23 protein-coding genes and 1 tRNA gene are annotated in these 22,345 nt (G+C 71.9%); 10 read left to right on the top strand and 14 right to left on the bottom strand.

All coding sequences use genetic code 11. The annotated features are described in order from the left end of the window. The first annotated feature begins 35 nt into the window (after positions 1–35). Complete coding sequence (locus AC6F7H_RS15145; protein ID WP_500757504.1) at positions 36–1,010, top strand: zinc-binding dehydrogenase; 975 nt, start codon at positions 36–38, stop codon at positions 1,008–1,010. Positions 1,011–1,023: 13 nt separating this feature from the next. Further along, positions 1,024–1,932 (top strand): aminoglycoside phosphotransferase family protein, encoded by a 909-nt coding sequence (locus AC6F7H_RS15140; RefSeq protein ID WP_500757503.1) that lies wholly within the window; start codon positions 1,024–1,026, stop codon positions 1,930–1,932. A gap of 310 nt (positions 1,933–2,242) precedes the next feature. On the opposite strand, the gene AC6F7H_RS15135 is transcribed toward AC6F7H_RS15140, so the two are convergent. Further along, positions 2,243–3,235: a LysR substrate-binding domain-containing protein gene (locus tag AC6F7H_RS15135; protein ID WP_500757502.1), complete on the bottom strand. Its 993-nt coding sequence runs from the start codon at positions 3,233–3,235 to the stop codon at positions 2,243–2,245. 71 nt (positions 3,236–3,306) lie between these two features. On the opposite strand from AC6F7H_RS15135, the gene AC6F7H_RS15130 reads away from it, so the two are divergent. Further along, entirely contained in the window at positions 3,307–4,386 is a 1,080-nt protein-coding gene (locus AC6F7H_RS15130) for a YeiH family protein (RefSeq protein ID WP_500757501.1), read from the top strand. Here the strand turns inward: AC6F7H_RS15130 and AC6F7H_RS15125 are convergent. From AC6F7H_RS15125 to AC6F7H_RS15115, 3 genes are all read right to left on the bottom strand, one after another. Next, positions 4,370–4,675 (bottom strand): transposase family protein, encoded by a 306-nt coding sequence (locus tag AC6F7H_RS15125; RefSeq protein WP_500757500.1) that lies wholly within the window; start codon positions 4,673–4,675, stop codon positions 4,370–4,372. The two genes, AC6F7H_RS15130 and AC6F7H_RS15125, sit on opposite strands and share 17 nt — an antisense overlap. A gap of 69 nt (positions 4,676–4,744) precedes the next feature. After that, positions 4,745–4,966: a helix-turn-helix domain-containing protein gene (locus AC6F7H_RS15120; RefSeq protein ID WP_133024831.1), complete on the bottom strand. Its 222-nt coding sequence runs from the start codon at positions 4,964–4,966 to the stop codon at positions 4,745–4,747. Next, on the bottom strand, positions 4,966–5,457 hold the full coding sequence (locus AC6F7H_RS15115) for a DUF2975 domain-containing protein (protein WP_500757499.1): 492 nt from the start codon (positions 5,455–5,457) through the stop codon (positions 4,966–4,968). Before AC6F7H_RS15115 ends, AC6F7H_RS15120 begins: the two co-directional genes overlap by 1 nt. Positions 5,458–5,829: 372 nt before the next feature. Between AC6F7H_RS15115 and AC6F7H_RS15110 the strand changes: the two genes are divergently transcribed. Next, positions 5,830–6,030, top strand: a complete 201-nt coding sequence (locus AC6F7H_RS15110) for a hypothetical protein (protein ID WP_500757498.1) — start codon at positions 5,830–5,832, stop codon at positions 6,028–6,030. Between the two features lie 288 nt (positions 6,031–6,318). On the opposite strand, the gene AC6F7H_RS15105 is transcribed toward AC6F7H_RS15110, so the two are convergent. Beyond that, a tRNA-Thr gene (locus AC6F7H_RS15105) sits at positions 6,319–6,392 on the bottom strand. An 87-nt stretch (positions 6,393–6,479) separates the two neighbouring features. Continuing rightward, positions 6,480–6,890, bottom strand: a complete 411-nt coding sequence (locus AC6F7H_RS15100; RefSeq protein ID WP_500757497.1) for a DUF3224 domain-containing protein — start codon at positions 6,888–6,890, stop codon at positions 6,480–6,482. A 171-nt stretch (positions 6,891–7,061) separates the two neighbouring features. On the opposite strand from AC6F7H_RS15100, the gene AC6F7H_RS15095 reads away from it, so the two are divergent. From AC6F7H_RS15095 to AC6F7H_RS15080, 4 genes are all read left to right on the top strand, one after another. Further along, positions 7,062–8,087 (top strand): helix-turn-helix transcriptional regulator, encoded by a 1,026-nt coding sequence (locus AC6F7H_RS15095; protein WP_500761828.1) that lies wholly within the window; start codon positions 7,062–7,064, stop codon positions 8,085–8,087. 198 nt (positions 8,088–8,285) lie between these two features. After that, positions 8,286–9,374 carry an ABC transporter ATP-binding protein gene (locus AC6F7H_RS15090; RefSeq protein WP_109379281.1) on the top strand — a complete coding sequence of 363 codons (1,089 nt, stop codon included), beginning with the start codon at positions 8,286–8,288 and terminating at the stop codon, positions 9,372–9,374. A 235-nt stretch (positions 9,375–9,609) separates the two neighbouring features. Continuing rightward, entirely contained in the window at positions 9,610–10,080 is a 471-nt protein-coding gene (locus AC6F7H_RS15085; protein WP_500757496.1) for a hypothetical protein, read from the top strand. Between the two features lie 96 nt (positions 10,081–10,176). Beyond that, a complete protein-coding gene (locus tag AC6F7H_RS15080) occupies positions 10,177–10,908 on the top strand; it encodes a nucleotidyltransferase family protein (protein ID WP_500757495.1) in 732 nt (243 codons plus the stop codon). A 92-nt stretch (positions 10,909–11,000) separates the two neighbouring features. Here the strand turns inward: AC6F7H_RS15080 and AC6F7H_RS15075 are convergent, their stop codons facing one another. The 6 genes from AC6F7H_RS15075 to AC6F7H_RS15050 all read right to left on the bottom strand — a co-directional run bounded on the left by AC6F7H_RS15075 (position 11,001) and on the right by AC6F7H_RS15050 (position 17,684). Then, positions 11,001–12,734, bottom strand: coding sequence for a DoxX family membrane protein (locus AC6F7H_RS15075; protein ID WP_500757494.1), 1,734 nt, complete (start codon positions 12,732–12,734; stop codon positions 11,001–11,003). A gap of 118 nt (positions 12,735–12,852) precedes the next feature. Then, positions 12,853–13,794: a 23S rRNA (guanosine(2251)-2'-O)-methyltransferase RlmB gene (rlmB, locus tag AC6F7H_RS15070; RefSeq protein WP_500757493.1), complete on the bottom strand. Its 942-nt coding sequence runs from the start codon at positions 13,792–13,794 to the stop codon at positions 12,853–12,855. 188 nt (positions 13,795–13,982) lie between these two features. Continuing rightward, a complete protein-coding gene (gene cysS / locus AC6F7H_RS15065) occupies positions 13,983–15,389 on the bottom strand; it encodes a cysteine--tRNA ligase (protein ID WP_500757492.1) in 1,407 nt (468 codons plus the stop codon). 75 nt (positions 15,390–15,464) lie between these two features. After that, entirely contained in the window at positions 15,465–16,013 is a 549-nt protein-coding gene (gene ispF, locus AC6F7H_RS15060) for a 2-C-methyl-D-erythritol 2,4-cyclodiphosphate synthase (RefSeq protein WP_500757491.1), read from the bottom strand. After that, complete coding sequence (gene ispD, locus AC6F7H_RS15055) at positions 16,003–16,779, bottom strand: 2-C-methyl-D-erythritol 4-phosphate cytidylyltransferase (protein ID WP_500757490.1); 777 nt, start codon at positions 16,777–16,779, stop codon at positions 16,003–16,005. The genes ispF and ispD overlap by 11 nt, the downstream gene beginning before the upstream one ends. Before the next feature lie 422 nt (positions 16,780–17,201). Beyond that, positions 17,202–17,684 (bottom strand): CarD family transcriptional regulator, encoded by a 483-nt coding sequence (locus AC6F7H_RS15050; RefSeq protein ID WP_042168913.1) that lies wholly within the window; start codon positions 17,682–17,684, stop codon positions 17,202–17,204. A gap of 755 nt (positions 17,685–18,439) precedes the next feature. On the opposite strand from AC6F7H_RS15050, the gene AC6F7H_RS15045 reads away from it, so the two are divergent. Then, positions 18,440–19,141, top strand: coding sequence for a copper chaperone PCu(A)C domain-containing protein (locus tag AC6F7H_RS15045; RefSeq protein WP_500757489.1), 702 nt, complete (start codon positions 18,440–18,442; stop codon positions 19,139–19,141). Between the two features lie 124 nt (positions 19,142–19,265). On the opposite strand, the gene phoP is transcribed toward AC6F7H_RS15045, so the two are convergent. Both phoP and phoR read right to left on the bottom strand, forming a co-directional pair. Continuing rightward, positions 19,266–19,937, bottom strand: a complete 672-nt coding sequence (phoP, locus tag AC6F7H_RS15040) for a two-component system response regulator PhoP (protein WP_465269179.1) — start codon at positions 19,935–19,937, stop codon at positions 19,266–19,268. A 5-nt stretch (positions 19,938–19,942) separates the two neighbouring features. Beyond that, complete coding sequence (gene phoR, locus AC6F7H_RS15035) at positions 19,943–21,334, bottom strand: two-component system sensor histidine kinase PhoR (RefSeq protein ID WP_500757488.1); 1,392 nt, start codon at positions 21,332–21,334, stop codon at positions 19,943–19,945. A 269-nt stretch (positions 21,335–21,603) separates the two neighbouring features. On the opposite strand from phoR, the gene phoU reads away from it, so the two are divergent. Continuing rightward, entirely contained in the window at positions 21,604–22,305 is a 702-nt protein-coding gene (gene phoU / locus AC6F7H_RS15030; protein WP_500761826.1) for a phosphate signaling complex protein PhoU, read from the top strand. The last annotated feature ends 40 nt before the right edge of the window (positions 22,306–22,345 follow it).

Genomic DNA, 22,345 nt, shown 5'->3' with positions numbered 1-22,345 from the left:
CGCTGTCGAAGCCGCATCGCACCCCTGGGGGCCTCATGTACGCCGTCCGCCTGCACGCCTTCGGCCCGGCCGAGAACCTCGTCCACGAACAGGTCGAGGACCCGCGACCCGGCCCCGGCCAGGTCCGTATCGCCGTCCGGGCCGCCGGAGTCCACCTCCTGGACACCGCGCTACGGCAGGGACATCAGGGGCCCGCGCCCGCCCCGACGGCCCTGCCCACCGTCCCCGGCCGTGAAGTCGCCGGAGTGGTCGACGCCCTGGGCGACGGCACGCCGGCCGACTGGCTCGGCAAGCGCGTCGTCGCCCACCTCGGCTTCGCCCCCGGCGGCTACGCGGAACTCGCCGTCACCGACGCCGACCGCCTCCACAAGATCGCCGAGCGCCTCGACTTCGCCCAGGCCGTCGCCATGATCGGAACCGGCCGCACGGTCATGGGCATCGTGCAGTTCGCCGAGCCCGGACCCGGCGACGTGGTCCTCGTCCCCGCCGCGGCCGGCGGCATCGGCACCCTCCTCGTCCAGTACGCCAAGAACGCCGGCGCCACCGTCATCGGCCTCGCCGGCGGCCCCGGGAAGACCGCCCGCGTGGCCGCGAACGGCGCCGACCTCGCCGTCGACTACACCGACCCGGCCTGGCCCGAGCGGCTCTCCGCCCACCAGGGCAAAATCACCCTCGTCTACGACGGCGTCGGCGGCGACACCGCCCGCGCGGCGGTCGCCCTCCTCGCCCCCGGCGGCCGCCACGTCGTCTTCGGCTGGTCCGCCCAGGGCCTCGACAGCACCGACCCCCACCTCGTCGACGGCGTCTCCCTCAACGTCCTCGGCCCCGAGATGATGCGCAGGGCCGGCGGCGCCAACCCCGTACGCACCCTCGAACTGCGCGCCCTCACCGAAGCCGCCGAAGGCCGGCTCACCCCCGCCGTCCACCGCTTCCCCCTCGCCGAGGCCGCCACCGCCCACCGCGCCCTGGAGAGCCGGGGCACGATCGGAAAGGTCGTCCTGGAACCGTGAGCGCCGTACTACCGTGCCCACCGTGATCCACGTACCCGAGGAACTCGCGGCGGCACAGGAGAAGTTCAACGGCGAGGCGGGCCGCGCCTTCGTCTCCGGGCTGCCCGGGCTGGCCGCCGCCTTCCTGGAACACTGGGACCTGCGGGTCACCGGCGCGCCGATGCACGGCGTGAGCGCCCTGGTTCTCCCCGTCGACCGCGCGGACGGCACACCGGCCGTACTGAAGCTCCAGATCCTGGACGAGGAGACCGAAGGCGAGCCCGTCGCCCTGCGCACCTGGAACGGCGACGGAGCCGTCCGCCTCCTCGACCACGACGAGACCACCCACGCCCTGCTCCTGGAACGCCTCGACCCCGCCCGGACACTGGCCGGCCTGCCCGACGTCCGCGAGGCCGTCCTGGTCGTCGCCCGCCTCCTGGCACACCTCGCCAGCGCCCCCGCCCCGGCGGGCCTGCGCCACCTCGGCGACATCGCGCACGCCCTGCTGGAGCGGACGCCCGGGGCCCTGCGCCGTATCCCGGACCCGGCCGTCCGCCGCACCGTCGCCGACTGCGCCGCGGCCCTGCGGGAGGTGGCGGACGAACCGGGCGACCGCCTCCTGCACTGGGACCTGCACTACGACAACGTCCTGGCCGCCGGCCGCGCCCTCTGGCTCGCCATCGACCCCAAGCCCCTGGCGGGCGACCCCGGCTTCGACCTCTGGCCCGCCCTGGCCAACCGCTTCGACGCCGACAACCCCGCCGACACCGCCTGGCGCTTCGACGCGATGACCGACGTCCTCGGCCTGGACCGCGACCGGGCCCGCGCCTGGACCTGTGCCCGCCTGCTCCAGAACTGCCTGTGGCACATCGAGGACGGCCGCTCTCCGGCCCCCCACGAACTCGAGATCGCCCACCGCCTGCGCCCCCACCCCCGGGCATGAGAAAGCCCAGGCCGAAACCGTCCGGACCTGGGCTTCGAAGAGAGCCCCCTGTCGGACTCGAACCGACGACCTACGCATCACAAGGGCCGGAAAGATCGTCCCGGATCGTGCCAGGCGGTGCCGCCGAATCTTGTTTCCGCTGGTCAAAGACGTGCAACCGTGATCGGTGTGACGCCGGGTCCGCCCTGTGCCGCCCCGTCCGCTCACGCATCGCTCACGCAATCCGGCGGGCTCTCCCCGCCCTGCACGAACGGGCTGCGGCACGGGGCCGCCCCAGGGCTCTGCCGTGCTGTGCAACCGCGTGATCGGTTCACACAGAAGAGGGCCCCGGAATCGCAGAACCGCCCTTGTACGCCGAGCGGACGCTCGAGGAGCGCCCCAGGGCCGACCGTGCCACCCCAAGCAGTCTCAGTGCCGTCTCCGGCAGTTCATGGCCTTTGAGCCACACCGCGTGCAGCAGCCTGCGCAGCGGGACCGCCGGGTCGACCTCGACCTCGACCAGACGGCCGTGGTCCACGTCCTCGTGAACGGCCAGCGCGGAGAGCACCGCGGGGGCCATGCCCCGGACGACCGCGCTGCGCAAGGGCGCGGTGGAGCCCAGTTCGAGGACCGGCACGGCCACACCGTCGTACGGGCGCAGCGCCTTCTCCAGGGTTTCGCGGCTGCCGGAGCCGGGCTCGCGCAGCAGCAGCGGGGTGTCGGCGAGTTCGCGGCCGCTCAGCGGGCGGCGGCGCCGGGCCCATGGGTGACCGGGGGCCACGACCACGGCGAGGCGGTCCCGGCCGACCACGGTGCGGTGCAGGTCGTCCGGCACCCAGGGGCCCTCGACGAAGCCCAGGTCGCACCTCCTGCGGCGCAGCGCCTCGATCACCCCTGAGCTGTTGGTGACGGTGAGCCCGACATGGGTGTCGGGCTCCTCCTCGCGCAGCGCGACCAGCCAGCCCGGCATCAGTTCCTCGGCGATGGTCAGGCTCGCGGTCACCAGGAGCCGGTGGTCCTGCCGGGAGCGCAGCGCGGCGGCGCCCTCGACCAGCGCCTCGGCCTGTTCGAGCAAGGAGCGCGCCCAGTCGCCGACCACGGCACCGGCCGGGGTGAGCCGGGAGCCCGAGGGGGAGCGCTCGAGCAGCCGCAGGCCCAGGCGCCGCTCCAGCGTGCGCATCCGGGCACTCGCGGAGGGCTGGCTGATGCGCAGCCGCACGGCAGCCCGCCCCAGGCTCCCGGTCTCGGCGACGCAGACCAGCAGTTGCAGGGCGTGCAGGTCGGGGAGCGGTCGCGGATGCGCGTCGGAGGACTCAGGGGTCATAGGGAAACCCTATGACCCGCCCAAAAGATCACGTCTAGTGGGCGCCGCACACCCGGCGCACGCTGAAAATCATGGTTCTCTCCGGCCCCGAACGCCGCACGTCCGTGCGCCGCACCCCGCCCCCCGCCGCCCCGCGCAAAGAAGGCGTCGTGCCGGGCCTCGCGCTCGCCGCCATCGGTGTGGCGGCGGCCTTCGGGGTGCACGCGTCGGTGCCCGCCGTGCCGGTGCTCACCGCGGCCGTCGCGCTCGGTGTCGTCGTGGCGCATCTGCCAGGAGTCGCTCCTCTCGTACGCGGTGTCGCCCGGCCCGGCCTGTCCATGGCGGGCAAGCGGCTGATGCGGCTCGGCATTGTGCTGCTCGGCCTGAGACTGAGTCTCGGCGACGTGGCCGGACTCGGCTGGCAGGCCCTGGTCATGGTGGTCGGCGTCGTCCTGGTCACGTTCTTCGGGACGCAGTGGCTGGGCCGCGGGATCGGCCTCTCCGACGGCCTGTCGCTGCTCGTCGCCACCGGCTACTCGATCTGCGGCGCCTCCGCGATCGGCGCGGTCAGCGGCGTGCTCGGCAAGGACAAGGGCGACAAGCAGCACGAAGCCGAGGTCGCCTCGTCGGTCGCCCTTGTGACGCTCTGCGGCACGCTCGCCATCGCCGTACTGCCGCTGTTCAAGGCCCCGCTCGGCCTGGACGCGACGGAGTTCGGGCGCTGGGTCGGCGCCGGCGTGCACGATGTCGGGCAGGTCGTCGCCACCGCCCAGACCGCCGGGCCGCAGGCGCTGACCGAGGGGGTCCTGGTCAAGCTGATCCGGGTCGCGATGCTGGCGCCGCTGGTCGCGGGAGTGGCGCTGAGCCGCCGCAAGAACGCCGGGCACCCCGTGGACGGCGACGGCCGCCGGCCCGCACTGCTGCCCCTGTTCGTCGTGGGTTTCCTGGCGATGGTCGTACTGCGCAGCACCGGACTGCTCGGCAGCGGAGTGCTCGACGCCGCGCACACTGTGCAGGAACTGCTGCTCGCCGCCGCCCTGTTCGGCCTCGGCAGCGCCGTACACCTGCCGGCCCTGGCCCGCTCCGGCGGCCTGCGGATGACACTGCTCGGCCTGGGTTCGTGGCTGGTCGTCGCGGCCGCAGCGTACGCCGGGGTCATGCTGACGACCTGAGGGCCCGTCGCGGCGCCACGCGCCCCTCGTCAGGGCCGATGAGTGGCCTCGTACCCACGTACCCTGCCCCAGGACCACGCGCTCTCAGCCGTACGCCGAGACGCTCCAGGACGGACGGCGGGCCGTCGGTGATCCACTCACCCACCGCCAGCAGGGAGGTCGCTCCGGCCAGAACCGCGCACGCGGTCAGCGCGAGCATGACGACCAGAGCGTGCCGTACGCCGCGTGGACCGCGGGGGTCGGGCACCTCGGCCAGTCGCTCCAGCAGGCCCGGGATGTCCCTGGGCACGGCCCCGGGATGCTCGCGGAGTTGGTCAAAGGCAGGCGGGATCGGCGATGACGCGTCGGCAGGCACGGTTCATTCGCCCGCGGTGTCCTCGGCCTCCCAGCGCAGCAGATCGCCCGGCTGGCACTCGAGCACTTCGCAGAGCGCGGCGAGCGTCGCGAAGCGCACCGCCTTGGCGCGGCCGTTCTTGAGTACCGCCAGGTTGGCGGGCGTGATGCCTACGCGGTCCGCGAGCTCGCCCACGGACATCTTCCGCCTGGCCAGCATCACGTCGATGTCGACGGCGATCGGCATCAGATCACCTCGTCCAACTCGGCCTGCATCTGCGCCGCTTCGACGTCGCGCGCGACGGCCTGGGCGAGCAGCATCCGCAGCACGAGCACGATGAGCGCGACCCCCAGGATGGCCACGCCGACCCCGCCCATGATGACGGTGACGCCCGGGTCGTCCCGCTGGCCCGGCGCATTGATGACCGTGACCGCGAACCACACGAGGGCAGCCGCCACGATCGCGCCGATCACGCCGTCCACGTACCGGAAGGCGGTGTGGGAGAACACGGTTCCGCGTCGCACCATCGTCACCAGCCGCCCTACGCAGACCAGGGCGACCTGGGCCGACACCATGCCCAGGATCGTGATCAGGCGCAGCGCGGTCAGCGGGAGCGACCCGTCCTCCGGGTCGCTCCCGCTGACCAATGTCCACACCATCGATGCCTGCACGAACACGGTGCCGGCGAGCACCACCACGAGCACGGCGCGCAGCGCACGCACGGTCAGCTTTCCCATGACTCATCCTTCCATCGAATTGCGATGGAAATCTATCGATATTCGATAGATGAAGCAAGGGCTGGGTCGGAGAGCGGGGGACGGTTTCGCACCATGGCGGGACGCCGCCGCCCCCTCCCGCGGCATGGCGCGATGCGAAGGTTTTCGATCTTGCCGAAGTCGACCTCGCCCAGCCACAAACCGGACGCCATACGACTACGCCGAAGCCTTGGGCGGCGGGTTGACCGACGCCAGGAGGGCCGTGAGGGAGCGGGTCCGGCTGCAGCCGTGGAACGCTTCGAAGACGAGCAGGCGCATTCGGGCTTCAAGCCGCGAAGACACCCCGGTCATAGTCCGAGACATTGACGAGCGCCCGTCCGGGAGCATCCTCTGGTGCCCGGCTACCGGGTGCCTGGCGAGGGGTTGGCGTTTCTGGACCTCGGCTACGGGGGGTTCGGGGAACCGCTCGCAGTCCTCAAAATCCTCAGCTTCCTCGGTGACATCCCGCCCCTCGCCGAGACTGATGACCAGGCCGGTCACGACGGCGATGACCGCGCCGCCGACGAAGAGGATCTTCGTCTTGATTCTTCTTGAACAGATTTTTCATGGTCTCGGCGGTGAAGGCGGCCTCGCCGTCCTCCGAGGGGGGGGTCCGGCCAGGCATGAAGGCGTTCACCCGCACAGATCTACCGGACCCACCCCTCAACTGTCAGACAATCACCCGACATCGCCCAATGAAGTTCAGTACTACGCCCGGACCAGACACCCGGTACGCCCCCACGCTCACGCAAGCCATCCCGCGGCACCCGGGCCGTGGGACGCGTCATGCCCCGAGCACCACAAAAGGCCAGGTCACGGGCTGTGTGACCTGGCCTTTTCCGGAGCCCCCTGTCGGATTCGAACCGACGACCTACGCATTACAAGTGCGTTGCTCTGGCCATCTGAGCTAAGGAGGCGCCGCGCGGAACGCGCGAAGGCTGCTCCACTGTACACAGACCGGCAATCGCCGAGCCACGCACTTGGGGGCGGCGGGCCCGGCCCGCTCACTCCAGCCCGTACGCGAAGGTGTACGGCACCTTCGTCTCCCCCTGCCGGTAGGTGAACTCGCCGGTGCCGCGCAGCCCGGCCAGTTCGCCGGTGCCCGAGCCCTCGACGACCTCGAAGGAGCAGTGGACGGTCCCGTCAGGGTCGAAGCGCCCGCGCTCCTCGAGGACGAAGCTGCCCTGCTGCCCGTCGACGCGACCGCGGACGAGTTCCATTCCCGCGAAGGAGCCGGTCGTGCCGGTCAGATAGGAGATCGCGTAGTCGCAGGTCGTGGACTCGGCCTCGATGCCGCCCGTGAAGGCGTTGGTGACGGTGGCGTGTGCGAGCCGGGGGTGGGTGTCCTCCGGGCCTACGGGGACCTCCTTCCAGTCGGCGAAGGTGAAGTGGCCGGTGGTCCGGGTGGTGGGCATGGGTGGTTCCCCTTCGGTCGTGTCGTTCGGTCGTGTCGTTCGGTCGTGTCGTTCGGTCGTGCGGTCGTGCGGTCGGCGAGGACCGTCCCGCGCCGGACCGGCACGACCATCCTGGGAGCCGTACCTGACATCTCCTGTCAGGTACGTCCGAGGGGCGGGAGAATGCCTCCCGTGCGTGCCGACCGGCTTCTCTCCCTGCTCCTGCTGCTGCAGAACCGCGGTCTGATGACCGCCCCCGAACTCGCGGCGGAACTGGAGGTGTCGGTGCGCACCGTGTACCGGGACATCGAGGCGCTCGGCGCGTCCGGGGTGCCGGTCCGCGGCGAGCGCGGGCCGGAGGGCGGCTACCGCCTGATGGAGGGATACCGCACCCGGCTGACCGGGCTGACGGACGCGGAGGCCGGCTCGCTGTTCCTGGCCGGGCTGCCGGGACCGGCCGGGGACCTCGGCCTGGGGGCCGTACTGGCGAGTGCCCAGCTGAAGGTGGAGGCCGCCCTGCCCGGCGCACTCGCGGATCAGGCCCGGCGGGTGCGTGAGCGGTTCCACCTGGACGCCCCCGCCTGGTTCCGCGACGCGGACCCGGTGCCGCACCTGGAACGGATCGCCGGGGCGGTGTGGGAGCGGCGGGTGCTGAGCACCCGTTACCGGCGCTGGCGGGGCGAGGTGCACCGGGAGGTCCGCCCCCTGGGGCTCGTGCTGAAGGGCGGAATCTGGTACCTCGTGGCGCTGTCCGAGAACTCCAAAAACTCCGGGGACTCCAAAAACTCCGGGGACTCCGAGAACCCCGAGAACATCGTGCGCACCTACCGGGTGTCTCGTTTCCAGGCGGTGGAGGAGACGGGTGACCTGTTCGCCCGTCCCACCGGGTTCGCTCTCGCCGCGTACTGGGCGGAGTCCTCCCGGCGGCTGGAGGGGGCGCTGCGGCAGGGCACCGCGCGGCTGCGGCTCTCGCCCCGCGGACAGAAGCTGCTGCCGATGCAGTTCGGGGCGGCGGGCGCACGGGCACTGCGGGAGGCGGGGCCGCCGGACGGCGCGGGATGGGTCGAGGTGGAGCTGTCCGTCGAGTCGGAGGCGGTCGCCGTCGGCGATCTGCTCCGGCTGGGCACCGAGGCGGAGGTGCTCGGTCCGCCGGGGCTGCGGCAGGCGGTCGCGGGGGCCGTGACGGTCCTCGCCGAGCGTTACGCGGCCGAGCGGTGACACCGGCCGGCGAAAGTTTCCGCGAAGTTCACGAGGCTTCGGCTACTGACAGATCAGGTGAACGCCGGTACCGTCCTGTGCCAGTTCGCTCGCGTGGACTGCACCACTCGGAACCACAACGGAACATCCCGTCGTGGCACCGCCTTCCTACTCGGATCGTCCGGCACGTTCCTGCCGGTAGAAGGGGGCCCATTCACCATGGCCACTGTCACGTTCGACAAGGCGACCCGGATCTACCCCGGTTCGACCAAGCCCGCCGTGGACGCGCTCGAGATCGACATCGAGGACGGGGAGTTCCTCGTACTCGTCGGCCCGTCCGGCTGCGGCAAGTCCACCTCGCTCCGCATGCTCGCCGGGCTCGAGGACGTGAACGCCGGCGCGATCCGCATCGGTGAGCGCGACGTCACGCACCTGCCGCCGAAGGACCGGGACATCGCCATGGTGTTCCAGAACTACGCCCTGTACCCGCACATGACGGTCGCCGACAACATGGGCTTCGCGCTCAAGATCGCCGGTGTCAACAAGGCGGAGATCCGGCAGAAGGTCGAGGAGGCCGCGAAGATCCTCGACCTGACGGAGTACCTGGACCGCAAGCCGAAGGCGCTCTCCGGTGGTCAGCGTCAGCGTGTCGCCATGGGCCGCGCCATCGTGCGTGAGCCGCAGGTGTTCCTCATGGACGAGCCGCTGTCCAACCTGGACGCCAAGCTCCGCGTCTCCACCCGTACGCAGATCGCGAGCCTGCAGCGCCGCCTCGGCATCACCACGGTGTACGTGACCCACGACCAGGTCGAGGCCCTCACCATGGGCGACCGGGTGGCGGTCCTCAAGGACGGTCTGCTCCAGCAGGTCGACACCCCGCGCACCATGTACGACAAGCCCGCCAACCTCTTCGTGGCCGGCTTCATCGGCTCCCCCGCGATGAACCTCGTCGAGGTGCCCATCACGGACGGCGGCGTGAAGTTCGGCAACTCGGTGGTCCCCGTGGACCGCGACGCGCTGGCCGCCGCCACCGACAAGACCGTCACCGTCGGCGTCCGCCCCGAGCACTTCGACGTGGCCGGTGCCGAGTCCGACCAGGGTCTCGCGGTCACCGTCAACGTGGTCGAGGAGCTGGGCTCCGACGCGTACGTGTACGGCACCGCTCAGGTCGGCGGTGAGGCCAAGGACCTCGTCGTCCGTGTCGGCGGCCGCAACGTGCCGGAGAAGGGCAGCACGCTGCACGTCGTGCCGCAGTCCGGTGAGACCCACGTGTTCTCGACGTCGTCCGGCGCGCGCCTGTCCGACTGAGGGCCGTGACCGAACCGTCGCACCACACCGGGTGATTCACTCGACTTGATGAAGAGGGCCCCGCAGACCGCTGCGGGGCCCTCTTCAGTGCGTCCGCGTTGTCGACGAACACCCTGACATTCGGCGCGTTTCGAGCGGCGTGCGTCAACGCGCTACCCAGGAAACGTCCCGCTCATGTCACCCGAACCAGTGACTGAATGTTTCCACGCCATCACCGGGCGCTACCCTCACACGCGTGAAGCACTCCACTACGCCTCAGACGCGAAGCGGCCGGGGCCCCGCCCGCCGGGTCGGCCGCACCCTCGCCTTCGTCCTGCCCGTCGTCCTGGTGTTCTCCGGAACCCTCGCGGTCGCCCGGGTCAACTGGTCGGGGAGCCCTTCGAGCCCGGTGCTCGCCGCCGCCGACACGGCTGTGCCCGGCGCGTCCTCGGCCGGCGCATCCTCGCGTGCCGCCGCGCGCGCCCCGCACGAGGTGCTGCGGGACACGCTCCTGGTCGAGTCGCAGAGGGAGAACCCGGGCGTCGCCCTCACCCACCTCCAGCAGGCGGTGGACGACCGCCCGTCGCTGGCGCGGCACTGCGCGTCGATCGCCCGTGCGCTGGGCAAGGCGGCGGTCCGGATGTACGGCCCCACCAGGGCCCAGTCCTTCGCCCGTCCGGTCTGCGACACCTCCTTCGCGTCGGGGGTGCTCACCGCCCACGGCTGAGTCCGTCCCAGGGCCCGGCCCCACGGCCCGCAGGCGGGTCCGCCGCCGGGCCCGCCCGGCCCGCCCGGTCCCTCGACCGCCACGTACAGTGCGCTCATGACCGATCCGAGCGCCGCGTCGCGGCCCGTGCAAGCCGTCGTCCTGGCCGGTGGCCAGGGTTCCCGGCTTCGTCCGTACACCGACGACCGGCCCAAGCCGATGGTCGAGATTCCCGGTACGGGGACCCCGATCATCGGCCATCAGCTCTCCTGGCTCGCCGAGGAGGGCGTCACGGACGTGGTGGTCTCCTGCGGCCATCTCGCCGAGGTGCTGCAGAAGTGGCTGGAGACCGCGGATCTTCCCCTCTCCGTCACCACCGTCGTCGAGACGGAGCCGCTCGGCCGCGGCGGCGGTCTGAAGTACGCCGCCGCCCGCCTCCCGCACCCGGACCGGCCCTGGTACGCCACGAACGGCGACATCTGGACCCGTTTCTCGCTGCGCGACATGGCCGACTTCCACACCGAGCGGGACGCCGTCGCGACCCTCGCCCTGGCCCGCCCGCGCCTTCCGTGGGGCGCCGTGCAGACCGACGGGTTCGGTCACATCACCGACTTCATCGAGGCCCCGCCGTCGACGGTCGAGATCAACGCGGGTGTGTACGTCTTCTCCCCCGGGTTCGCCGACCTGTTGCCGGAGCGCGGCGACCACGAGCGTACGACGTTCCCGCGGCTGGCCCGGGAGCGCCGGCTGGCCGGGTTCCCGATCCCGCAGGGCTCCTACTGGCGGGCGATCGACACCGCGAAGGACCTGACCGAGGCGGCAAAGGAACTGGCGCCCCAGAACCGCTGACCCACCATCCGGACACGACCGTCGTCCGGACACGAGGACGGGGTCCCGCACGTCACCGTGCGGGACCCCGTCGTCGTCAGCGCGCGGGCGGGCTACCCCAGGAGGCCGCCCACGAGCCGGCCGGGTTCCTCGGGGGCCGGGGCCTCGTCCTCGCCGCCGTCGCTCGGGACACCGCCGTCGCCGCCGCCCGTGGTGCCGCCGCCGGAGGTGGGGCCGGAGCTGGTGCTCGGGGCCTGGTCGACCGGGGAGGACTGCTGGGGCGGGGCCTCACCGGTGGTGCCCTGGGTCTGGCTGGGCGCGCCGGTGACGGCGCCGCCGGTGTCCCGGGTCGCGCCGGGGCTGGTGGTGCCGGCGGACGGGCCGGTCGTTCCGGAGGAGGCGCTCCGGCTGGGCGAGGTGGAGGCTGACGGGGTCCCCTGCCTGCTCCTGTCCGGCTTCTTCGGGAGCGGGGAGCCGGGCAGTTCGTTGCGCGGGGCCTCGCCGGGCCCGGGGACGACCACGCGGTCGGAGTCGCGCACGGCACCGCCGAGCAGCGAGCCGACGAGCAGGGTGAGCCCGCAGACGACGACGGTGACGAGGGCGCCGCGGCGCAGTACGTATCGGCGCAGGTCCCACAGGTCGGAGCGGGGGCCGAGGCGGCGCCAGGCGCGGGCGGCGAGGCGGCCGTCGACGGAGTAGACGGGGGCGCCGGCGATGACCAGCGGGGACCAGGCGGCGAGGTAGATGATGTCGGGCGCGTCGTAGGCGGGGGCGCTCTTCCAGCTGACGGTGACCAGCAGTGCGGCGGAGAGCACGGCGCCGACGACGGCGGCGACGCGCTGCCAGCAGCCGAGGACGGTGAGGACGCCTACGACGACCTGGAGGAAGGCGATGACGAGTCCGGCGCCGACGGGGTGCTCGAGGGCGAACTGCTGGAGCGGCTGGGCGACTTCCCAGGGGTGCAGGGTGTTCAGCCACGTCACCATGGAGCCGCGTTCACCGCCGTCGAAGTAGACGGGGTCGCAGAGTTTGCCCATGCCGGCGTAGATGGAGATGAAGCCGAGGAAGACGCGCAGCGGGAGCAGAACGACGCCGAGGTTCATCCGGCGGCCGGGGTAGTAGGCGTGCCGGGCCGGGTCGTCGCCTTGGCGCCTGGCCCGGCGGCCGCCGGATTTCCGGTCGGCGGCCCGGTGGCCACCGGTGCCCTCGAACTCGCCGGTGTCGTGGCCCTGTTCGTCGTAGCCGTGCTCGTCGTAACCGTGCTCGTCGTAGCCGTAGTCCCCGTAGCCACCGTAGGCCGGTTCGTCGTAGGCGCTGCCGACGGGGCGCATGGGGGGCAGCAGGGGCGGTGCGCCGCCGTGGGTGCGCTGGGGGCCGATGACGGGCACTTCGATGGGCTGGGTGGCGGCCGGGTCGTCGGCGTAGCCGTACCCCTCACCGACGCGAGGGATGACCCGGGTCGCTCCGGCGTCGGTGAGCGGTTCGTCGGCGTGCCGGACGCCTTCGTGGCGCACTGCCTGGAGAAGCCGGTGCGCGCCGGTGTCGTCGGGGGCGGAGCGACCGCTCCAGACGACGGGGCGCCGCCGGGGCGCGGCCCCGCCCGGGGCGCCCATGGTGGTGACGACGGGGATGCGGGGCGCGCCCTGGGCGACGCTGAACTGCCGTGCGATCCGCGGGGATCGGGCGCGTCGCGTCGAGGCGCCCAGCTGCACGCGGAAGCTGGCGTGATTGACGATGACCTGCGCCGGATCGCTCGGCACCTTCACCATGCTCAGCGCGGGAGCGTCGTCGAGTCCCGACGAGCGGTCCCCCGTGGGTGTGCGGGGTGTTCTGGTGTCCACACTCATCTAACCGAGTGACGTGGTGATAGGACACTGTCTTGACGCGCCGGATGTGTCCGGACCGCGTCAAGCTTGTCCGGACCACCCGGAATACCCCGTGTGGGTGATGACGTCGAACGCCCGTTCAGGCGCGGCGGCGTGCCGCCTCGTACAGCACGACACCCGCCGCCACACCGGCGTTGAGCGATTCGGCACCGCCCGGCATCGGGATCCGCACCCGGAAGTCGCAGGTCTCGCCGACCAGTCGGGACAGCCCCTTGCCCTCACTGCCGACGACGATCACGACCGGGCCCGCCAGCGCGTCCAGTTCGCCGATCTCGGACTCCCCGTCGGCGGCCAGCCCGACGACCACGATCCCCGCCTTCTTGTACGCCTCCAGGGCGCGCGTCAGGTTGGTGGCGCGGGCGACGGGCGTACGGGCGGCCGTGCCGGCGGACGTCTTCCAGGCGCCGGCGGTCATCCCGGCGGCCCGCCGCTCGGGGACGACGACACCGTGGCCGCCGAAGGCGGAGACGGAGCGGACGACGGCGCCGAGGTTGCGCGGGTCGGTGACTCCGTCGAGGGCGACGATCAGCGGGTCCTGGCCCTCGTCGTGGGCGCCCGCGACGAGGTCCTCCGGGTGCGCGTACTCGTACGGCGGGACCTGGAGGACCAGGCCCTGGTGGTTCAGCCCGTTGGTCATCCGGTCGAGTTCGGGGCGGGGGGCCTCCATGAGGTTGATGCCGCCGCGCTCGGCCGCGAGCTGGAGCGCCTCGCGCACCCGCTCGTCGTTGTCGATGAACTGCTGGACGTACAGCGTGGAGGCGGGCACGCCCTCGCGCAGCGCCTCGACGACGGGGTTGCGTCCGACGACGAGTTCGGAGGTCGAGCGGCCGCCGCCGCGCCGCTGCGGGGCGCGTCCGGCGGCGCGGCGTGCCTTCGCCTGGGCGGCGCGCTGCTTGGCGTGCCCCTTGCGCATCTCGGCGGGGGGCGTGGGCCCCTTGCCCTCCAGGCCCCGGCGCCGCTGGCCGCCGCTGCCGACCTGCGCGCCCTTCTTGCCGGACATGCGGCGGTTGTTCGCGGCCATGATGTACCCGTCTCCGTGAAGTCGTCCGTGCGTGCCTGCGTGCGTGCTCATGTGCGTCCGTCCGCAGGTACCCACGCGTGCGTGTGTGTTACGTCTGTGAAGTGTGCCGCCCGGAGGCCCGGACGGCACAACCCGATCTTGGGGAACCCGGAGGTTCCAGGAGATTTCAGGAGGCGCCTCCTCCTGCCTCAGCGCGGGCCGAGGCTCCAGCGCGGTCCCTGCGGGCTGTCCTCGATGACCAGTCCGGACTGGCCGAGCTGGTCCCGGATGGCGTCCGCGGTGGACCAGTCCTTGCGGGCGCGGGCGGCCTCGCGCTGGTCGAGGACCATGCGGACGAGGGTGTCGACGACGCCGCTCAGCTCCTCGCCGCGGTCGCCGTCGCCTGCCCAGTACGCGTCGAGGGGGTCCAGGCCGAGGACCGCGAGCATGGCGCGCACCTCGGCGAGGCGGGCGACGGCCGCTTCCTTGTCGTCGGCGGCCAGCGCGCTGTTGCCCTGCCGGACGGTGGTGTGCACCACCGCCAGGGCCTGCGGTACGCCGAGGTCGTCGTCCATGGCCTCGGCGAAGGCGGGCGGCACCTCGGTGGCCGGCTCGACGGCGCCGGGGGTGCCGGTCAGCTCGCCCACCCGCTGGATGAAGCCCTCGATCCGCGCGAACGCGGACTCGGCCTCACGCAGGGCGTCCTCGCTGTACTCGATCATCGAGCGGTAGTGCGGGGTGCCGAGGTAGTAGCGGAGCACGATGGGCCGCCAGCGCTTGACCATCTCGGAGACCAGGACGCTGTTGCCGAGCGACTTCGACATCTTCTCGCCGCTCATGGTGACCCAGGCGTTGTGCACCCAGTACCGGGCGAACTCGTCGCCGTAGGCCTTGGCCTGGGCGATCTCGTTCTCGTGGTGCGGGAAGACCAGGTCGAGGCCGCCGCCGTGGATGTCGAAGGCGGTGCCGAGGTACTTGTGGGCCATCGCCGAGCACTCCAGGTGCCAGCCGGGACGCCCGCGGCCCCACGGGGTCTCCCAGCTCGGCTCGCCGGGCTTGGCCGCCTTCCACATGGCGAAGTCGCGCGGGTCGCGCTTGCCGGTCTCGCCCTCGCCGGAGGGCTGGAGCAGGTTGTCGAGCTCCTGGTTGGACAGTGCCAGGTACTCGGGGAACGAGGTGACGGCGAAGTAGACGTTGCCGTCGGCCTCGTAGGCGTGGCCGCGCTCGATGAGGCCGCGCATCATCTCGACCATCTCGGTGATGTGGCCGGTGGCACGCGGTTCGTAGGTCGGGGGGAGGCAGCCGAGGACCTGGTAGCCGTCGGTGAAGGCGCGCTCGTTCTCGTAGCCGATGGACCACCAGGGGCGGTTCTGCTCCGCGGACTTCGCGATGATCTTGTCATCGATGTCCGTGACGTTGCGGATGAACGCCACCTTCAGGCCGCGGTACTCGAACCAGCGGCGCATGATGTCGAAGTTCAGCCCCGAGCGGATGTGCCCGATGTGCGGTGCCGCCTGGACGGTGGCACCGCACAGGTAGATCGAGACGCAACCCGGCTGGAGCGGGGTGAAGTCACGGATCTGCCGGGCGCTGGTGTCGTACAGGCGAATAGTCACCCCTCCAGGGTAGTCGGCCCGGGGCGGTGCCTCGCGCCCCTTTCCCGGCCCGTGTCGTCCTCCCGGCCCGTGCCGTCAGCCGGTGTGGACGACGAGGGCGGTGGCGACGGCCATCAGTCCTTCGCCGCGGCCGGGGAACCCGAGTCCGTCGGTGGTGGCGCCGGAGACCGAGACCGGGGCGCCGGCGGCCTCGGTGAGGATCTTCTGGGCCTCGTCCCGGCGCTTGCCGATCTTGGGCCGGTCCCCCACGACCTGCACCGCGACGTTGCCGATCCGGAAGCCGGCCGCCCGTACGATCCGCGCGGCCTCGGTCAGCAGGGTCACACCGGAGGCGCCGGACCACTCGGGCCGCCCGGTGCCGAAGTGCTGCCCCAGGTCACCGAGGCCGGCGGCGGAGAACAGGGCGTTGCAGGCGGCGTGCGCCACGACGTCGGCGTCGGAGTGCCCGGCGAGTCCGGGGCCCTGGCCCTCCCACTTGAGGCCGGCGCACCACAGTTCCCGGCCGTCCTCGAAGGCGTGGATGTCGGTGCCGATGCCGACCCGCGGGAGCACCGGCAGGGGCTCGGAAGCCGACGCGAAGACCGACTCGGAGTCCGGCTCGGAGGCCAGGGGCTCAGAAGCCATCGTTGAGCCTCCTGCGGGCCAGGACCGCCTCCGCGAGGACGAGGTCCAGGGGCCGGGTGACCTTGAAGGCCTCCTCGTGGCCGGGGACGGTGACGACGGTCCGGCCGAGTTGCTCGACCATGCTCGCGTCGTCGGTGACGTCGTCGGTCACCGTCTCGTGCGCGTGCACCAGGGTGGCCCGGTCGAAGCCCTGCGGGGTCTGCACGGCACGCAGCAGGGACCGGTCCGGAGTGGCGACCACGGGCTCCGGCTCGCCGGGGGCGGCGGCCGGTTCGACCTGCTTGACGGTGTCGGCCAGCGGCAGCGCCGGGACCACGGCGGGGGCGCCGTCGCGCACGGCCGCGACGACGGCGTCCACGGTGTCCACGGGGACGAGCGGGCGGGCCGCGTCGTGCACCAGGACGATGTCGAAGCCGGGCGGCAGGGCGTCGAGGCCGAGCTTCACCGACTCCTGGCGGGTCTCCCCTCCGGGCACGACGACGAAGTCGGTGCGGTCGGGCAGCGCGTACGCGTCGAGCAGCGTCTTGACCTCCGCGGCGCCCTCGGGCGGGGCCACGACGACGACCAGGGAGACGGCGCGGGACGCGGCCATCGCGCGGACCGCGTGGATGAGCATGGGCGTGCCGCCCAGCGCGCGGAGTGCCTTGGGGGCTCCCGGCCCGAGGCGCACGCCCCGGCCGGCGGCCGGGATCACGGCCGCCGTGCGGGCGGTCGTACGGCCGGATGCGGGGTTCTGCGCCGGCGGAAGGAGCGGATCGTCAGACATCGGTTCCTGTCAGGTTGGTGTGCTCGGCCCGGGGAGTTTGACGACAGGGCCTGGGTGGGTATGGCCTGGGCGTAGCCCCTGCTCCCGGAGTGGGGGGAGTGCCGGGCGTACCGCCTTGACCAGCCCCTTCCGTGACTCTGGTCGGGCCGGCCGCCCGGACCCGCACGCCAGGGGCGGGGACACGCGTGGTGACACTTTCCCGGCGCGGCGCACGTGCCGGGAAGCGCTGCGGGGTGCGGAGCGGGTGTGTACGGCGCAGGGGTGCGGCGTACGGACCGGCTGCGGAGTACGGGTGCCACCCGGGGACGGACATGCCGCAGCGCCCGGCGACATCACATCCGTCATCGGGCACCGCGGCATTTCGACGCACTTCGACGTACGTACTGGCGACGTGAAGCTCCGCCTGCCTCGTCCGTCTCGCCTTACGAGGCGAGAACCTCGTCGAGGAGAGCCTCGGCCTTGTCCTCGTTGGTCTTCTCCGCGAGGGCGAGCTCGCTGACCAGAATCTGGCGCGCCTTGGCGAGCATGCGCTTCTCACCGGCGGAGAGGCCGCGCTCACGCTCACGACGCCACAGGTCACGCACGACTTCCGCGACCTTGATGACATCACCCGAGGCGAGCTTCTCCAGGTTTGCCTTGTAGCGACGGGACCAGTTCGTGGGCTCCTCGGCGTACGGTGCGCGCAGCACCTCGAAGACCCGGTCCAACCCGTCCTGACCGACCACATCACGTACGCCGACGAACTCCGCATTGTCCGCTGGCACACGCACCGTCAGGTCACCCTGGGCGACCTTCAGCACCAAGTAGGTCTTGTCCACGCCTTTGATCTGGCGAGTTTCGATAGCCTCGATCAGCGCGGCCCCGTGATGGGGATAGACCACGGTGTCGCCAACCTTGAACGTCATGTGACAGGTACCCCTTCCGTGGCTATCCAGGGTAACACGGATACGGCGTGTTCTGAATGACGTTTTCGCAGGTCAGGGCCATTCTCGGGGCTTGACAACAGCATCAGGAACGTGCTGCGACCACTGAGCGGAAGCACGTATTCGCAGGTCGGAGGGGCCCTCCGGGGCAGGCGAAACGCGTACGTTACACGCACCCGAAGCCCCCCGCAGGCGACCAAACGTCCCCATATGTCCACTCTCAAGCACTCGACTTCCGCTACTCCGTTCGGTGTGCGCGACAGGGTTCCGGCCGAATCCGGAATTGATCACACGCCCTCCGGGACGAGCGGCAGGTGATCAATTTCCGGACCGCCCCGGCATTTCCCGGTCCGCCGCCGCATTCCTTCACGAAATATGCGCCACTCCGAGAAGGCGCCGCGGACGATCCCGACCGCACTTATGTGAATGTCGGATGAGTGCGCGGCCGAAGTAACCGGCGAGTCACTTACTCGAGTCATCCACGGCGCCCTCTGCGGCGTCGTCCGCGGGGAGGCGTCCGCGAGTCGTCCACGGCCCCGCAGACGCCTGCGGAAACGACTGGTGATCGAGTGACGGCCGCGGTCCGCGCGCACCTTCCGGGGGAACGGCGGTCCTCTCAGGGAGGGTCGGGTGCGGGCGCGCGGGAACGGCTCGATAGCCTGAGGCCGCTGACAGACATTTGAAGGCGGCCGACCCGGTCGCCACCGCTCGCTCGAGTCCAAGGAGTTGCCGCCGCCGTGAGCAGCAGCCTTCGACGCGGCGCCATCGCCGCCGCCGCCATCGCGTTCTCAGTCGCCTCGCTCTCCGCGTGCACATCCGGCAACAACGCCCAGTCCCTGCAGATCCAGCCGGACAACGCCGCGACGAGCGTGGGCGACATCAAGGTCCAGAACGCCATCGTCGTCACCCAGCCGGACCGCGAGTCCACGGGCCCCGCCGTCGTCGCCGCGACCCTGTTCAACGAGGGCCGCACCGACCAGACGCTGGAGTCGATCACCCTCCCCGGCACCGGCAAGACCGTCGCGCTCACCCCCGCCAAGGGCGGCAGCCTGACCGTCCCGGCCGGCGGCTCGCTCATCATCGGCGGCGCGGGCAACGCCTCCGCCGTCCTGCCCAGCAGCCGTGAGGCCATCCAGGACGGCAACGCGCAGCCGGTCACGTTCACCTTCAGCAAGACCGGTGACGTGAGCCTGCGCGCGTTCGTCCACCCCGCCGAGAGCTTCTTCAGCGAGTGGGGCCCGAGCGAGATCCCGGCCGCGCCGGGCACCTCGACGGAGCCGTCGGCGGAAGCCTCCGGTGCGCCCGCCGACAACGCCTCGGGCACGCCGAGCGCCTCCGCGACCGAGGGGGCCGACGGGGCCGAGGGCTCCGCCGGCTCCGAGGCCCCGGCGGGCGCCCCGTCCGACGCGGCCTCGGCCAGCCAGTCGGCCGGCAACTGAGCACCGGCGGCACAGCCGCACACGACGGTGGGCGGGATCCCTGCTCAGGGATCCCGCCCACCGTCGTACCGACGAGTGCCGGCCACGGGTGCCGGGCAACGGCCGCCGTGGCCCGGCCGGGGTCTCAGGGCTCGAACTTGTAGCCCAGCCCCCGGACCGTCACCAGGTAGCGCGGCGCGCCCGGGTCCGGCTCGATCTTGGCGCGCAGCCGCTTGACGTGGACGTCGAGGGTCTTGGTGTCGCCCACGTAGTCGGCGCCCCAGACCCGGTCGATGAGCTGCATCCGGGTCAGCACGCGCCCGGCGTTGCGCAGCAGCATCTCCAGCAGGTCGAACTCCTTGAGCGGCAGGTCGACCTTGGTGCCGCCCACGGTGACCACGTGCCGGTCGACGTCCATGCGGACCGGGCCGGCCTCCAGGGCGGCGGGGGCGACCTCCTCGGGCTCGCCCCTGCGGCGCAGCACGGCGCGGATACGGGCGACCAGCTCGCGCGAGGAGAACGGCTTGGTGACGTAGTCGTCGGCGCCTATCTCCAGGCCGACCACCTTGTCGATCTCGCTGTCCTTGGCGGTCACCATGATGACGGGGACGTTGGAACGGCCGCGCAGCTGGCGGCACACCTCGGTGCCCGGCAGGCCGGGCAGCATCAGGTCGAGGAGGACGAGGTCGGCGCCGTTGCGCTCGAACTCGTCGAGGCCGTCGGGCCCCGTGGCCGCGACGGCGACCTCGAAGCCCTCCTTGCGGAGCATGTACGACAGGGCGTCGGAGAAGGACTCCTCGTCCTCGACGACGAGCACTCGGGTCACGGAAGGACCTCCGGGGAGGGAAGCGTTTCGTACGCGGATGAATCGGAAGCGTGGGGGGATCGGGGGGATGAGGAAGCGGACCGTCCGGCCTCGCCGTCGAGGCCTTCGGGTTCGTCCTGGTGGGACGACGGGGGGCCGCCGAGGCCGCCGCCGCGGGTGGGGGCCGCGGCGGCCTCGGGGAGTCGCAGGGTGAACGTGGAGCCCTGGCCTTCGGCGCTCCACACCGTGACCTCCCCGCCGTGCGAGGCGGCCACGTGCTTGACGATCGCGAGGCCCAGACCCGTACCTCCCGTGGCACGGGAGCGGGCCGGGTCGACGCGGTAGAAGCGCTCGAAGACGCGCTCCTTCTCCTTGTCGGAGATTCCTATGCCCTGGTCGGTCACGGCGATCTCGATCAGGTCCCCGCCCTGCTGGGCGACCCTGCGGGCCGCGATGCCGACGCGGGTGCGGGCGGGTGAGTAGTTGACGGCGTTCTCGACGAGGTTGCCGAGGGCTGCGGCGAGCTGGCCGCGGTTGCCCCACACGCGCAGGTCGACGGTACCCGCCTGGGGCCCACCGCCCTCCTGACCGGCTCCTTCGAGCCCCTCGGTCCTTTCGGGCCCGCCGGGCGCCCACACGTTCGAGGCCATGGTGATCTGCTTGGTGCCCGCCGCGTGGCGGCAGCGGTCGACGGCCTCGGCGACCAGCTCGTACACGGGGACGGGTTCGGCGTCCTCGAGCGGGTCGTCGTTCTGGACGCGGGAGAGGTCGATGAGCTCCTGCACCAGATTGGTGAGGCGGGTGGCCTCGCCCTGCATCCGGCCGGCGAAGCGCTCCACGGCCTCGGGGTCGTCGGAGGCGTCCATGACGGCTTCGGAGAGCAGGGAGAGCGCGCCGACGGGGGTCTTGAGCTCATGGCTGACGTTGGCGACGAAGTCGCGCCGTACCGCCTCGATGCGACGGGCCTCGGTGAGGTCCTCCACGAGCAGCAGTACGAGCCGGGAGCCGAGGGGCGCCACCCGCGCGGAGACGGCGAGGGCCTCGCCGCGCCCGGTGCCACGGCGGGGCAGATCCAGTTCGACCTGCCGTATCTCGCCGTCCCGCCGGGTGTCGCGGGCCATCTGCAGCATGGGTTCCACGGCGAGCTTGCCGCCGCGGACCAGCCCGAGGGCGTACGCGGCGGAGCTGGCCTTGACCACGCCGTCCGCCTCGTCCAGGACGACGGCGGAGGAGCGCAGCACGGACAGCACGGTGTCCACGCCCGGCGGAAGCACCGGGTCCGTGTGCAGCGAGGAACGCGTGGGGCGCCGTTGTTCGCGCTCGCTGAAGCGGAACGCCAGCACGGCGAAGGCTCCGGTGAGCACTCCGGCGATCGCCGCCGCTGCGGCGACCGCCGCGTTCACGTCCATGTGTCCAGGTTAGGCATGCGCCGACCGGTGGCCACAGCCACGAGAGGGCAAGCTCGAACACTCGTCGCTCAGAGTTCACCTTGGAGCCAGGGATGGTTCATTTGGGGTGGCGGAACCGGACGCGTAAGGATCGGAACGTGGGAGCGTGGGGTTTCGCACCGTCGGTCGCGCGGGGTTCGCGCCGTCGACTGCGTGGCGGAGCACCCGCCCCGGAACCCCGCGGGAGTCCGGCTCCCGAAGCCCCGAGTAGACGCATGAGAGGAACCCTGATGCGGGACGCGTACCACGAGGAACTGGATTCGATCGGCGACAGTCTGGTGGAGATGGCCCGGCTGGTCGGGTCGGCGATCGGGCGCGCCACGACGGCCATCCTCGACACCGACCTGAAGCTCGCCGAGCACGTGATCGAGGGCGACCAGAAGGTCGACGAGCTCCAGCACGACCTGGAGGCCCGTGCCATAACCCTGCTGGCGCGCCAGCAGCCGGTGGCGACCGATCTGCGGATCGTCGTGACCTCGCTGCGCATGTCGGCCGATCTGGAGCGGTCCGGCGACCTGGCGCAGCACGTGGCGAAGCTGGCCCGGCTGCGTTTCCCGGAGCGCGCGGTTCCGCAGGACCTGCACGCGACCATCCTGGAGATGGGCCAGCTGGCCCAGCGCCTGATGGCCAAGGCGGCCGAGGTGATCATCACCAAGGACGTCGACCTGGCGCTCCAGCTGGAGCAGGACGACGACGAGATGGACCTGCTGCACCGCACCCTCTTCCAGCACCTGATGGACGACCGCTGGAAGCACGGCATCGAGACGGCCGTCGACGTGACGCTGCTGGGCCGCTACTACGAGCGCTACGCCGACCACGCGGTCTCGGTCGCCAAGCGGGTGGTCTACCTGGTCACGGGCGAGCACGCGGACGAGATCCAGCCGGACATCCAGCCCGACATCCAGCCGGTGCCGGGGGCGCAGGAAGCCTGACCGGACGGCGTGAGGGGGGCGCGGGAATCGGCCGAGGGCG

Source organism: Streptomyces sp. MMS24-W38 (genome assembly GCF_059889265.1).
Note: the sequence above shows the minus strand (reverse complement) of the source record. Positions and strands in the feature narration are given on the sequence as shown.